Origin of the sequence: Campylobacter sp. RM12640 (assembly GCF_020137595.1) — a bacterium.
In the GTDB taxonomy this organism is placed as follows: Bacteria; Campylobacterota; Campylobacteria; order Campylobacterales; family Campylobacteraceae; genus Campylobacter_E.
Map to the genome: position 1 here is coordinate 1 of NZ_JACGAU010000034.1, position 12,389 is coordinate 12,389.

At 26.3% G+C, this 12,389-nt stretch carries 14 protein-coding genes and 2 pseudogenes; 11 read left to right on the top strand and 5 right to left on the bottom strand.

Features of this window, described 5'->3' with window-relative positions; translation table 11 throughout:
- From AVBRAN12640_RS09265 to AVBRAN12640_RS09275, 3 genes are all read right to left on the bottom strand, one after another.
- A partial coding sequence (locus tag AVBRAN12640_RS09265) for a cache domain-containing protein (RefSeq protein ID WP_336608501.1) occupies positions 1 to 672 on the bottom strand: 672 nt, incomplete at its 3' end.
- A 66-nt stretch (positions 673 to 738) separates the two neighbouring features.
- Positions 739 to 2,091, bottom strand: coding sequence for a magnesium transporter (locus AVBRAN12640_RS09270; protein ID WP_214116475.1), 1,353 nt, complete (start codon positions 2,089 to 2,091; stop codon positions 739 to 741).
- Positions 2,092 to 2,094: 3 nt separating this feature from the next.
- Positions 2,095 to 3,267 (bottom strand): peptidoglycan DD-metalloendopeptidase family protein, encoded by a 1,173-nt coding sequence (locus tag AVBRAN12640_RS09275; RefSeq protein ID WP_214116477.1) that lies wholly within the window; start codon positions 3,265 to 3,267, stop codon positions 2,095 to 2,097.
- Positions 3,268 to 3,362: 95 nt separating this feature from the next.
- Here AVBRAN12640_RS09275 and AVBRAN12640_RS09280 point away from each other — a divergent pair, with 95 nt between their 5' ends.
- The 5 genes and pseudogenes from AVBRAN12640_RS09280 (at position 3,363) to AVBRAN12640_RS09300 (ending at position 7,271) form a co-directional block, all read left to right on the top strand.
- Positions 3,363 to 4,064: a plasminogen-binding N-terminal domain-containing protein gene (locus tag AVBRAN12640_RS09280; RefSeq protein WP_214116480.1), complete on the top strand. Its 702-nt coding sequence runs from the start codon at positions 3,363 to 3,365 to the stop codon at positions 4,062 to 4,064.
- A 214-nt stretch (positions 4,065 to 4,278) separates the two neighbouring features.
- Positions 4,279 to 4,587 (top strand): annotated as a pseudogene (locus tag AVBRAN12640_RS10065) (lipoprotein required for motility); the annotation flags it as partial.
- Positions 4,563 to 4,949, top strand: coding sequence for a hypothetical protein (locus tag AVBRAN12640_RS09290; RefSeq protein ID WP_214120386.1), 387 nt, complete (start codon positions 4,563 to 4,565; stop codon positions 4,947 to 4,949). The pseudogene AVBRAN12640_RS10065 and the gene AVBRAN12640_RS09290, both read left to right, overlap by 25 nt.
- On the top strand, positions 4,946 to 6,241 hold the full coding sequence (locus AVBRAN12640_RS09295) for a sigma-54-dependent transcriptional regulator (protein WP_239802774.1): 1,296 nt from the start codon (positions 4,946 to 4,948) through the stop codon (positions 6,239 to 6,241). Before AVBRAN12640_RS09290 ends, AVBRAN12640_RS09295 begins: the two co-directional genes overlap by 4 nt.
- 1 nt (position 6,242) lies before the next feature.
- A complete protein-coding gene (locus tag AVBRAN12640_RS09300) occupies positions 6,243 to 7,271 on the top strand; it encodes an aspartate-semialdehyde dehydrogenase (RefSeq protein ID WP_214116494.1) in 1,029 nt (342 codons plus the stop codon).
- Between the two features lie 34 nt (positions 7,272 to 7,305).
- On the opposite strand, the gene AVBRAN12640_RS09305 is transcribed toward AVBRAN12640_RS09300, so the two are convergent.
- On the bottom strand, positions 7,306 to 8,487 hold the full coding sequence (locus AVBRAN12640_RS09305; protein ID WP_214120384.1) for a hypothetical protein: 1,182 nt from the start codon (positions 8,485 to 8,487) through the stop codon (positions 7,306 to 7,308).
- 2 nt (positions 8,488 to 8,489) lie between these two features.
- On the bottom strand, positions 8,490 to 9,050 hold the full coding sequence (locus AVBRAN12640_RS09310; protein WP_214116498.1) for a uracil-DNA glycosylase family protein: 561 nt from the start codon (positions 9,048 to 9,050) through the stop codon (positions 8,490 to 8,492).
- 88 nt (positions 9,051 to 9,138) lie between these two features.
- On the opposite strand from AVBRAN12640_RS09310, the gene rpmH reads away from it, so the two are divergent.
- The 6 genes and pseudogenes from rpmH to AVBRAN12640_RS09340 form a co-directional block, all read left to right on the top strand.
- Positions 9,139 to 9,276, top strand: coding sequence for a 50S ribosomal protein L34 (gene rpmH / locus AVBRAN12640_RS09315; protein ID WP_214116499.1), 138 nt, complete (start codon positions 9,139 to 9,141; stop codon positions 9,274 to 9,276).
- Positions 9,264 to 9,602: a ribonuclease P protein component gene (gene rnpA / locus AVBRAN12640_RS09320; protein WP_275592001.1), complete on the top strand. Its 339-nt coding sequence runs from the start codon at positions 9,264 to 9,266 to the stop codon at positions 9,600 to 9,602. Before rpmH ends, rnpA begins: the two co-directional genes overlap by 13 nt.
- 1 nt (position 9,603) lies before the next feature.
- Positions 9,604 to 9,936: a membrane protein insertion efficiency factor YidD gene (gene yidD / locus AVBRAN12640_RS09325; RefSeq protein WP_214116501.1), complete on the top strand. Its 333-nt coding sequence runs from the start codon at positions 9,604 to 9,606 to the stop codon at positions 9,934 to 9,936.
- 9 nt (positions 9,937 to 9,945) lie between these two features.
- Entirely contained in the window at positions 9,946 to 11,493 is a 1,548-nt protein-coding gene (gene yidC / locus AVBRAN12640_RS09330; RefSeq protein ID WP_214120382.1) for a membrane protein insertase YidC, read from the top strand.
- Complete coding sequence (locus tag AVBRAN12640_RS09335) at positions 11,480 to 12,109, top strand: Jag N-terminal domain-containing protein (protein ID WP_336608500.1); 630 nt, start codon at positions 11,480 to 11,482, stop codon at positions 12,107 to 12,109. Before yidC ends, AVBRAN12640_RS09335 begins: the two co-directional genes overlap by 14 nt.
- A pseudogene (locus AVBRAN12640_RS09340) lies at positions 12,106 to 12,389 on the top strand (tRNA uridine-5-carboxymethylaminomethyl(34) synthesis GTPase MnmE); the annotation flags it as partial. The gene AVBRAN12640_RS09335 and the pseudogene AVBRAN12640_RS09340, both read left to right, overlap by 4 nt.

Below are 12,389 nucleotides of genomic sequence, written 5' to 3' on the forward strand. Positions count from 1 at the left end.
CATTAATATTAAAATTATAGCTGCTATAACAACTGCTGCTAATGTAAATTTGTAATTTGAGCTACTAATAACTTCATCAATTATTTTACCTACTTCAGCGATTTCTTGATTTGTTATATCCATATCTATTGTGCAACCATAGATAATATCCATATTTTTATCTTTTTTAGTATAGGTAATGATATTTCTATCTTTATTAGTTACCTTATCAAAGAATGTAACCTCTGTAAAACCACCACCTGCTAAGCCATTCTTAACAAATTTTTCTACATAGCTTTCGCCTTTAATATCTAAATCTGCTTTTAAATTCTTTCCTACTTTTTCTGGTTGATAATGAACTAAATAAGTTCCATCTGAATTAACGGCAAAAAATCTAATATTTGTGCTATCTAAATTCATACCTTGAAGATATTCAATTGTGCTTTCAAGTGCATCTTCAGGTCCATCTCCAGCTTTTACGAAGTCTTTATATAATTTTTCAGAAAAATTATAAAAGCCAAATACAATGCTTTTTGCAGCACTTCTAGCATCTTTTACTGCTAGTTCTTCTACCGTTTTAGTTGTTACGTTATCAATTTCTTGCATTCCTTTGTTAGAAATAAATATTAGGCTAATGCCTAAGATACACAAACTAATCAGTATACATAACGAAAGTTTTGTTGAAATTTTCATTTTATCTCCTTTTTATTGAAAATTAAATCTTAAATTTAAACATATTTTTGTTAAAAGAAAATTAAATCATAGCAATATTATTTTAGCAAGCAATAAAAAGCTAAAAAATCCTAAAGCATCGGTGGTTGCTGTTAGCAAAACTGCACTACCTAGTGCAGGGTCAAATCCACATTTTTTTAATACCAAAGGTATTAATGAGCCAATTAAACCTGCAAAACCTAAATTTAAAATCATTGATATGAATATCACAAGGCTTAGCATTGGGATTGAAAACCAAAAATACGCAACAGCTCCTAAAACAATGGCAAAAATCGTTGCGTTTGAAAACGAAATAGCAATTTCTCTTAATAATATATGTTTTGAATTCTCATAACTTAATTCGCCTAAAGCAAGTTTTCTAATAGTTACGGCAAGTGCTTGTGAGCCAGTATTTCCACCCATTGATGCAACTATTGGCATTAAAGCCGCAAGTGCTACTAACTTTTCTATTGCATCAGAAAACATTGCGATAACATGGGCTGAAATTAACGAAGTAATTAGATTTACAATAAGCCATTTAGCTCTACTTTTAGCTGCTTTTATAGTATTTTCATCTTCGCTATCAATATCTCCAACCCCTGCAAAGTTATACATTTGCTCTGTTGCATAGTCTTGGATTAAGTCGTGTATATCATCATAAGTTATTCTTCCTAATAATTTATTATTATTATCAACTACAGCAATTACACTTAAATCATAGTCTTGAACCATAGAGATAGCATCATTTATAGTGTCATAATCTCTAATAAAATGTAAATCTTTTGCTAAATCTTCATTTTTATCTAGAATTTGCTGAAAAGTATCTTTAAATTCATATAAAATTAAATCTCCTACATGCAAACTATAAATTAATTTTTCATTCTCATCGGTTATAAAAAGTTGGATTATATGTTCTATTTCTTCGCTTTTTTTAAGCTCTTTATATTTGCTAATAGCACTTTCTAGAGTATCACTAAGCTTTGCGGTAAAAATCTCTGTTTGCATATAAGCACCAGCTTTTTCATCATCGTAGCGTTTTAAGAATAAAATATCATCTTGTTCGTCTTTACTAAGATTTGAAAAAATTCTATTTGCTTTTTCATCATCAATTTCTTCAATGCTTTGCATTAAATCAGTTGCATCATCGCTTTCTAATTCGCCTAATGCTAAAGCTAATTTTTTACTTGAAGATAATTTCAAAACATCGCTTAACATATGTTCAGGCATTAGCGTTGCGATATTTCCTAAGTCTTCATCATCAAGACTTTTGATTATGTTTTCATAAGCTTCATAATCATCATTTTTTATTATTTTTAGGGCTTCTAATAATTCAGCATAGCTAACATCTTTTTCATCTAAAAAATCTTGTATTATTTCAAAAGCTACTGCTGTATTTTTCATATTTTAATTAAGCTCCACAATATTTTCAAAATTCTCTTCTTTTATAGGAGTTATTTTACTTTCTAATATATGCTTAATTTCACTTATATATTCTTTAGTTATTAAATCAAATTTTTGCTTTTCTTTGCCTACTAGACCATCTTTTGCAACTCTAACAACTGTTGCTGGGTTAATTGCTGCATTGTTTTTATACATACCAAAATGTAAGTGCGGCCCTGTGCTAAGACCTGTAGTTCCTACATAGCCAATTACTTGACCTTGTTTTACACTATCTCCTATTTTGTATTTACCAAATTTGCTTAAATGTGCGTATAAAGTCATATAACCACTTGAGTGATTTACTTGAACTACATTTCCATATCCACCTTTTACTCCTCTAAACATTATTTTTCCAGCACCTGCTGCTTTTACTGGTGTTCCTGTTGGTGCTGCATAATCTATTCCTAGATGGGCTCTATATTTTTTTAAAATAGGATGAAATCTTCCTGGGTTAAATGGAGAACTAATTCTAACATTTCCAACAGGCAATATAAAAGTATATGTTTCTAATTGTTTTCCGTTTTCATCGTAAAAGTCATTATCTCCATATTTAAATATATAATAAGGCTTTTTATTAACTTCAATCATAGCTGATTTTATATTTGCATCTCCATAAATTCTACCTAATCTTCTTTTTTGAGAATAAACGATTACTACTCTATCATCTTTTTTCATTCCTGTATAATTAATCGTTCCTGCATATGCTCTAAGTAGAGCGCTTGCTAATCTAGAATTTTGAGTGTTATCTATAATATCTTGATATACTGATTTATTTATTTTAAATGTTAAACTTGTTTCTTCAACTTTATAAGTAATTGGAGTAAATGTTATAGCATATTTATCTTCTAAATCCTTATATATTTGTATTTGTAAAGTTTCGCTTATTGGTATTAAAATTTGTTCTATATTATCATTTTCATCTCTTAATATTTGATATTTAACCCCAGCTATAATTTCTGCTGTTAGTTCTTTATCTTCTTTATCAAGATTATGATATATGCTTAATGGAATTTGATTTTTTTGTAAGAAAAATAAAAAACTCTCGCCTCTTTCCCATATTAATTCTTCCATTTTTAATTCTTTTGAGAATAAATTTAAACTTAAAAAAATAGATAAAACTAATATGATTTTTCGCATTATTTTCCTTTAAAATATGATAAAATTTCCAAAATAAGGCAGACATTTTACTTTTTTTTGCTTATAATTTAGTAATTTAATTTTAAAGGGATAATATGTTTAAGAAAACTTTTATTTTAATATGCTTTTCGGTTTTTGCATTTGCTAATCAATTTATAAATGCTGTTATTGACAAGATTGATAATGGCTATGCTTATGCTCATATAGTTGATGCAAAATATGATGAAAATAATTTAAAAAATGGCGCTATTGTTATTAAAGATATCGGAGAATATTCTATAATTGTTGCTAGAGCTAGTTTTGTAAATAATGAGAACAATAATATTAAATTAGAGCTATATACATTTTCTGATTTAAAACAAGATGCTTTACCATTACCTATATTAACTCCACAAATAGGCGATAGAGTAATTTTTAATAATTATATTGAGCATACATTATTAATAGCTCCTAGTCAAAAAATATATGATAGTATTAAAAATAAATATAACAATTTTATATATTTTGATACTAATGTTTTAGCAGCGAATTTATACGCTAAAAAACAACTAACTCCAAATAGAAATGATTTAAGAGAATTTTGTAGAACTTGGGCTATTGGTAGTGTGATGGTTGCATTAAAAAATAACTTATATTTATATGAATGTTCTTCTTTAAAGAAAATAGCTGAATTGGATAATAATTTAGAATATAATCAAATTGATGAAATAAATTTTTATTCAAATATTTCTAAGCAATTAAGCAAAACAACAGATTATTTTTCATATTATAACAAGCTATTTAAAGAAAAGGAATAATAATTGCTTTGAAGCAATTAAATAATTATTTAAAGGAAAAATCGTGAAAAGATTAGGCACCATCGCTTTAGCTATATTTATTTGTGCTTGTGTTCCACAAAAAAAAGAAACAACAGTTCAAGTAGAAAATAACACTCAAAAAACAGCTTATAAAAAAGCAAGTTATCAAGAGCCTGTTTTAAGTCCTGAAGAAGAAGCAGTAAGACTTATGATTTTTAGTTCGGTAGGAGAGGGAATTCCACCTCAAAACACAGTTTCGCAAGCTCAAGCATTAGCACTTGCAAAAAGAGCAGCATTAGCTGATGCTTATCGTCAATTAGCTGGCAAACTTTATGGGGTTAGAGTAAATTCTAGAGAAAATGTAAAAGACGCAATGCTTAGAAGCTCGTTAATTACAACATATGTTAATGGACTTATTAAAAATGCAAACATTACCGGAGAAGGATTTAAAGATGGTCTTTATACGGTTGAATTAGAACTAAAAATTGATAAATATAAATGGAACGAATTGTTCTCATATTAATTAGCTTTTTAGGATTATTAAACGCTACAAATCCTGATTATATATTTTGGGCTAGATTAAGTACTACTAATCTAGTCCTAACTAACGAAGAATTTCACTTAAGTAGAGCAATGAGTATTGATAAAAAAGCAAGATATACTTATGTTTGTGAGATTAATGCTACAAAGTCTAATATTTATGATAGTTTAAAAGACCAACAAACAAATTTAATAGATTGTGTTAATAAAGCGATAGTGAGTGAATATGTTGATGTCAATAATTTTAAAGCAAGTATAAAAACTCATTTAAGATTATTGCCAATTTATTTTAAAGCAGAACTTGCTCAAGGTAAAATATTGATTTACACAAAGGATAAGGTATGAAAATAGCCATAGTTGAAGATGATATTAATATGAGAAAATCCTTAGAATTATCATTAAGTGATGATTATGAATTAAAAACTTATAAAAATCCAATTGATGCTTTAAAAGAATTAGATGATAGTTTTGACTTAATAATAAGTGATATTAATATGCCTAAAATGGACGGACTTGAGTTTGTAAAAACAGCTTTAGAACAAAAAATTAGTGCTGAGTTTATAATTATTACAGGAAATGCAACTTTAAATAAAGCAATTGAAGCACTAAGACTTGGAGTAAAAGATTTTTTAACAAAGCCATTTGATTTGGATAAATTATATGAAGCAATAAATAGAGCAAAAATTATTAGAGAAAAAAAAGCTAATAAAATTAAAAAAGAAATTCCAGTAAAACAAAATGGATTTTTAGGTTCATCAAAAGAACTTGAGAATTTAAAAACAATAGCTTTAAAAGCAGCTAAAACAAATGTCAGTGTATTTTTAAGCGGTGAAAGTGGAGTTGGTAAAGAAGTATTTGCAAAATTTATTCACGAAAATAGTAAAAGAGCAAATAAGCCTTTTATAGCTATTAATATGGCTGCTATTCCTGAAAATTTAATAGAGAGTGAATTGTTTGGATATGAAAAAGGAGCTTTTACAGATGCTAATTCTAATAAATTGGGCTTATTTGAGTTAGCTAATGAAGGCACTTTATTTCTTGATGAAATAGGTGAAATGAGTGCCAGTATTCAAGCTAAGTTATTAAGAGTTTTACAAGAAAAAACTATACAAAGATTAGGTGGCACAAAATTAATTAATATAGATGTAAGAATTATAAGTGCTAGTAATATAAACATACAAGATAATATTAAAAATAATAAATTTAGAGCAGATTTATTTTATAGATTAAATACAATTATGCTAGATATTTTGCCTTTAAGACAAAGAAAAGATGAAATAATAGAAATTGCTAATGCTACTTTAAATAGAATTTGTAATGAGTATGATTTAGGGGAAAAAACTTTTAGCAAAGAAGCTATAAAAGTATTAAATGATTATAATTATCCTGGAAATATAAGAGAATTGATTTCTATTGTTGAAAGTGCTGCAATTTTAAGCGATGAAAATATAGTAAAAGATAGTGATTTAAGACTTAATTTTACTAATAATAATAAAAATAATATAAATGACTTAGAATTTGAATTAATTAAAGAAGCTTTAAAGCAAGAAAAGGATATAAAAGCAGCTTCTAAATTAATTTCAATGAGCGAAAAAGTTTTTAGAGAAAAAATGCAAAAATACAATTTAGGAGAGTGAAATGAAAAATATTGCAATCATTGGTGCAACAGGTGCTGTAGGCGAAGAAATATTAAATGTATTAAATGAATACAATTTTCCAGTAAAAGAACTAAGATTATTAGCTAGTAAAAATAGTGCTGGTAAAGAGATTGTATGGCGTGATGAAACTTATGTTATAGAAGAATTAGATGAGCATAGTTTTGATGAAGAAGATGTTGATATAGCATTCTTTTGTGCGGGTGGAAGTATAAGTGAAAAATATGCAAAAATTGCAGCAAATAAAGGTGCTTTGGTTATTGATAATACAAGTTATTTTAGAATGATGAATGATGTGCCTTTAATAGTGCCTGAATGTAATCCTGGTGATTTTGAAAAACATAAAGGAATAATTGCAAATCCAAATTGCTCAACCATTCAAATGGTGCAAGTATTAAAACCACTTGATGATGTATTTGATATAGAAAGAGTTGATGTTAGCACTTATCAAGCGGCAAGTGGAGCAGGGAATTTAGGTATGAGTGAGCTTATGGAAGGTCTTCAAAAAGTATTTGCTTTTGAAGAAATTAAACCATCAAAATTTACTTATCAACTAGCATTAAATCTAATTCCTCAAATTGATGTATTTACTGATAGTGGCTATACAAAAGAAGAGCTAAAAATGGTAAATGAAACTCAAAAAATTATGAATAAAAAAATGCAAATTAGTGCTACTTGCGTTAGAGTGCCAGTACTTAGAAGTCATAGCGAAAGTATTACAATTACTTTTAAAAATAATGTAGATTTAACAAAAGTAAGAGAGATTTTAAGTAAAGCTCCAAGCGTTGTATTGATGGATAATCCAAATACAAAAGCACATAATGAAGATAGTGAAAATGAAGAGTTACGCTATCCAATGCCTTTATTTACAAGCAATACAAATGAAACTTATGTTGGTAGAATTAGAGTTGATTTAAATAACCCTAAGATTTTACATTTATGGTGTGTAGCTGATCAAATTCGTGTTGGAGCAGCAACTAACGCAGTAAGAATTGCTTTATTATCTTTATAAAATTACTTAAAACTAAGAATTTAAATTCTTAGTTTTATTTTTGTTCGCTAAATTTTGATTGTTTAGCATTCATAATTCTTACATTAAAATGTATTGAATTACCTATAAAATTATCTTTAAATAATCTATCTTTTTTATTTGAATATAGCTCGTGATAGTAGTAATCTAATCCAACGCTAGTTGAATAAGCTATCCAGTTATAAGCTATTTTTTGCCCTAATAAATCATTTATATACTCTATTTCTTCATCAATTTCGCCTATTGAATTAGCAAAATAAAACATAGACCTTTCGTTTTCTTGGCTTAGGTTTAAAAACATTGGATGATAATTAATTTGAGTGCTTAAATATTTATTCGGTCTAATACTTAAAGCTCTTATTTGTGTTGCCAAAAGAGTTGTTTTTACTAATGGTATATTAAAAAATACGCTAGAATTATTTAATTTCCAAGCATCACTTAAAGCCGAATTTACATTTAGATTTTTCTTTTCAATAGTTTTAAGAGAAATTATATTGCTTTGTTCTCTTATATTATCAGTTATTTTACTTGCTAGTAAGCTATCATCTTTAAATACAGCTATTTTGTTATTTGAAATATTTATTAGTTTTGCAACTTGTTCTTGATAATCTATGCTACCAAATGTAAAATTAGAATTTACATTATCAAAATCACTAGATTTTGCTAATGGATTAAATACTGCAATATTTGTAATACTTTTGTTTAATACATTAATGCCGTTTTTTTGAAATCCTGTAATAATTAGTGAATAATCGTGTAATTGGCTTATGATAGGAGCTATATTAGTTTCACTTTCATCTCCTGTAAAATATACTTTCATATATACATTATCATTTTGTTTCATAAGATATGCAAGTGCAGGAGAAATTATATTACTAGAATAAGATTTTACAACTTTTTCTGGTATAACTAAAGCTATTTTAATTGTATTTAATTGTTGTTTTTTAGGTAAATCAATATATTCAATTCCATTAAGAAGTTTTACATAAATGTTATTTAGTTTTTCATCATTAGAATTAAATCTTGTTATATAGCTTATATAAAGACCTTTGTATAATAAGTCTTTTAGACATTCATCAGAGCATTTTTCTTTTTCGTAATTAACATAAAAAACCTTTGCTGGCTCAATTTTGACTAATTCTTGTTTGGCAGCAATAAGATTTGAGCATATTAACATTGTTGTTAATAATTTTTTCATAATTATTCCTTTATTTTTTTTAAGTTATTTATAAAATCATTTTCATAACTTGGATTTTTTTTAATAAAGCTAAAGCTGTAATTTAGCAAAACTTTTCTTTTTTTACCATAAAAGTCATAAAAAATAATATCTCCAATATTAAAATTTGATAATTGTAATATATTTTTTAAATTTTCTCCTAATAAAATTATAATATTTGCTTCACTTTCCAAAAGTTCATTTAAAAAATACTGATAGCACTTTAAAATATTTTCTTGTTTATATTGATTTGAGCATTTTACTATATTTGTAATATATACATTATTTAAATTAAGATTTAAATTCTTGCTTAAAATACTATTAAAATATTCAGCATCATTGTCATTAAAACCAATATCGCTTAGTATGAAAATATTTGATTTAATTACTTTATTTGTATAAAAATTATTTTTACTTTTGTATAAATTGCATAATTTGCAATTTTTTATATCTTTTATATTGTAGTTTTTATTAACGCTTAACTTATCGTTGTAAAAGGAAAATCCGAATAATTTTAAGTAATGTAAATATGTATTTTTATCCATAAAATTTATTTTATATCAAAAATACTTAAAAATAATTAAGTTATTTGTGATAGAATATGCGTTTAATTTTTTTATTTAAGGAAGAAAAATGCCAAAAAGAACTTATCAACCACACAATACACCTCGCAAGAGAACTCACGGATTTCGTGTAAGAATGAAGACTAAAAATGGTCGTAAAGTAATCAATGCAAGACGCGCAAAAGGTAGAAGAAGATTAGCAATCTAAAGGAATTTTCTAGCATAAATGATTCTAAAGATTTTGCTAGACTTTATAAAATTGGTTCAAAATGGTTTGCTAAAAACTGCGTTATTTATCACGAACCAAGCGAAGTTAAAAAAATTGCAGTAATCGCAAGTAAAAAAGTAGGATGTGCTGTTGTAAGAAATAGAACTAAAAGATTAATAAGAGCTATTTTTTTACAACTTTATCCAAATATAAGTAGCGGTTATTACATATTTGTAGCAAAAAAAGGTTTTAGTGATTTAGGTTATTTTGAATTAGAAAAGAATATTAAGTGGAGTCTTAAAAGGTTGGGGTGTTTAAAGGAATAAAATGTTTAGGTATTTAGCTGTTAAATTAGTTGAATTTTATAGATATTTTTTAAGTCCTTTAAAGCCTAAATCTTGTAGATATTATCCAACTTGCTCTCAATATGCGATTATTCAACTTCAATATAATAATTTTTTTAAAGCACTTTTTTTAACAGCTTTAAGAATTTTAAAATGTAATCAATTATTTGTAGGTGGTTTTGATTATCCTATAATTAAAATTAAACATAAACCTATTATGCTTTTTACACATCAAAATAAGATAAAAAAACTTAAAATGATTTTTGTTCCAAAAGATAAACAATTTTATTATATAGTAAAAGTAATATTCAAATAAAGGAAAAATATGTTTGATAATATGTCTCAACAAAAAAGGATTATAATTGCTGTAGTTTTATCTATGGTTTTTTTTATAGGTTATGATTTTTTAATCCCTAAACCAGTTGTTACTAATACTCAACAAATTCAAAAGCAAGAAGTTAGTAATATACAAACAAAAACTCAAAATATCGGAGATATTAAAGCAATAAAAACAAATAATATTATTGCTAGTGTTAATAATGAGCATTTTGATGTTCAAATCAATGAAAATGGAGAAATTAGTAGTTTTATTTTAAAAGATGAAAGATTTTTAAATGAAACAAATGAAGCTATTAATTTAGTTGATAAAAATACTACTTTATATCCTTTATCTATGGTTTTTTATGATAGTGAATTTAATAAAGAATTTAACAATACAACTTTTAAAGCAAATAAAAGTAGTGTAAATATTGGTGAAGAGCTAGTTTTAAGTAAAGATGTAAATGGTGTAATTGTTAATAAAATTATAACATTCAAAGAAAATGGTTTTTATCAAGTAAAAATTACTTTTAGTGATAATAAATTAAGAGATTATGTTATTACTCCAGGTGAGCGTCCTAATGTTTTAGCAGATACTTTAACAGTTCATGGTGCTATGATTTACAAAAATGATGATACTAAAGTAGATTATGAAGATGGAGATATAAAATCAAATGATGAAAGAGTTGAAACTGATTCTATAATAGCTGCATTTTCTGATAGATACTACACAAGCACATTTTATAATTTTGAAAAGCCATTTAAGGTAGTTGTTAAAAATCACAAAGATTTATCAGTTGGTTATGTTGTAGCTAGTGGTAATGATACATTTAATGCTTATATTGGTCCAAAAGAGCATAAAATTTTAGAAGCTGTTAATGAAAAACTTACAAATGTGGTTGAATATGGTTGGTTTACTTTTATTGCTAAACCAATGTTTGCATTTTTAAGTTTTATATATTCACATGTAGGCAATTGGGGTTGGTCTATTGTTATTCTTACGATAGTTGTTAGAATTTGTCTTACATATCCAACTTATAAAAGTATGGTTTCTATGCAAAAATTAAAAGTTTTAGCTCCAAAAATTAAAGAAATTCAAGAAAAATATAAAGGTAATCCACAAAAAATGCAAATGCATATGATGGAGCTTTATAAAAAACATAAGGCAAATCCATTAGGTGGATGTCTACCAATATTAATTCAAATTCCAATATTTTTTGCAATTTATAGGGTATTATTAAATGCTATTGAGCTTAAGGCTGCTCCTTGGGCTTTATGGATTAATGACTTAGCAATACATGATCCTTATTATATTTTACCAATTTATATGGGTGCTACTATGTTTTTACAACAAGTTATAACTCCTATGACTATACAAGACCCTACACAAGCTAAGATTATGAAATTCTTACCTTTAGTATTTGTGATATTTTTTATAAATTTCCCAGCAGGTCTTACATTGTATTGGTGTGTAAATAATACATTTTCACTAGCTCAACAATGGTTTGTAAATAAAATTTTTGCTAATAAAGAAGGAAAAAATGCAAATAGTTGATAAAACACTAGAAGGTGCTATTGATAGAGCAATTAAGGAAACTAATTGCTCTATTAGAGAATTAGAGTATGAAATAATTCAATTGCCAAAAGCTGGTTTTTTAGGTTTTTTTAAAAAAGATGCAATAATTGAAGTAAAAGTTAAGAAAAAAATTGAAATTAATATTATTGAAGATATTGCAAAAGATTTAAAAAATTTATTTTGTAGTGAATATTTTGATGTAAGAGATGTTGTGGTAACTCCAGCTAATGAAAATAGTGTAAATGTAGAATTTATTGCAAATTCTTATGAAAGTTTAATAGGAAAAGACGCACATAAATACAAAGCACTAGATACTATTGTAAATCATCTAATAAACATTAAATACAATCTTCACGCAAGAGTTGAGATTTGTGGTGTTCTTGCTAAATTAAGAGAAAATCTTGAAAAGCATTTAAGCGAAGTAAAGACAAAAATTGATGAAGCAGGTAAGGCTCAAACAAGACCATTAGAAACAAGTTTATTAAATCTAGTATATGAAGAATTACTAAAAGAATTTTCTCATAAAAATATAGTTATAAAGGATAGTTCTTTAGGAAGATATATTGCAATTTATGGAGAATTTAAAAAACAATGAATAGCACAATAGTAGCACTTGCTAGTGCTAGTGGAAATGGTGCTATTAGTATTATTAGATTAAGCGGGGAAAAAGCTTTAGAAATAGCATCAAAATTATTAAGTCAAAAAAACGCAGAAAAATTAAAAAATAATCCCCGCTATGCTCACTTTTTTAAACTATTTTACGAAAATGAATTTGTTGATGAAGGCATTATAATTTATTTTAAAGCCCCTTTTTCTTTTACTGGTGAAGATTGCGTAGAGTTTCAAATTCACGGCGGTTTTACAAACGCACAAAA

Coding starts and splice junctions, on each gene's coding strand:
- AVBRAN12640_RS09270 (WP_214116475.1), bottom strand. CDS start 2,091: ATGAAAAATACAGCAGTAGCTTTTGAAATAATACAAGATTTTTTAGAT.
- AVBRAN12640_RS09275 (WP_214116477.1), bottom strand. CDS start 3,267: ATGCGAAAAATCATATTAGTTTTATCTATTTTTTTAAGTTTAAATTTA.
- AVBRAN12640_RS09280 (WP_214116480.1), top strand. CDS start 3,363: ATGTTTAAGAAAACTTTTATTTTAATATGCTTTTCGGTTTTTGCATTT.
- AVBRAN12640_RS09290 (WP_214120386.1), top strand. CDS start 4,563: ATGGAACGAATTGTTCTCATATTAATTAGCTTTTTAGGATTATTAAAC.
- AVBRAN12640_RS09295 (WP_239802774.1), top strand. CDS start 4,946: ATGAAAATAGCCATAGTTGAAGATGATATTAATATGAGAAAATCCTTA.
- AVBRAN12640_RS09300 (WP_214116494.1), top strand. CDS start 6,243: ATGAAAAATATTGCAATCATTGGTGCAACAGGTGCTGTAGGCGAAGAA.
- AVBRAN12640_RS09305 (WP_214120384.1), bottom strand. CDS start 8,487: ATGAAAAAATTATTAACAACAATGTTAATATGCTCAAATCTTATTGCT.
- AVBRAN12640_RS09310 (WP_214116498.1), bottom strand. CDS start 9,050: ATGGATAAAAATACATATTTACATTACTTAAAATTATTCGGATTTTCC.
- rpmH (WP_214116499.1), top strand. CDS start 9,139: ATGCCAAAAAGAACTTATCAACCACACAATACACCTCGCAAGAGAACT.
- yidD (WP_214116501.1), top strand. CDS start 9,604: ATGTTTAGGTATTTAGCTGTTAAATTAGTTGAATTTTATAGATATTTT.
- yidC (WP_214120382.1), top strand. CDS start 9,946: ATGTTTGATAATATGTCTCAACAAAAAAGGATTATAATTGCTGTAGTT.
- AVBRAN12640_RS09335 (WP_336608500.1), top strand. CDS start 11,480: ATGCAAATAGTTGATAAAACACTAGAAGGTGCTATTGATAGAGCAATT.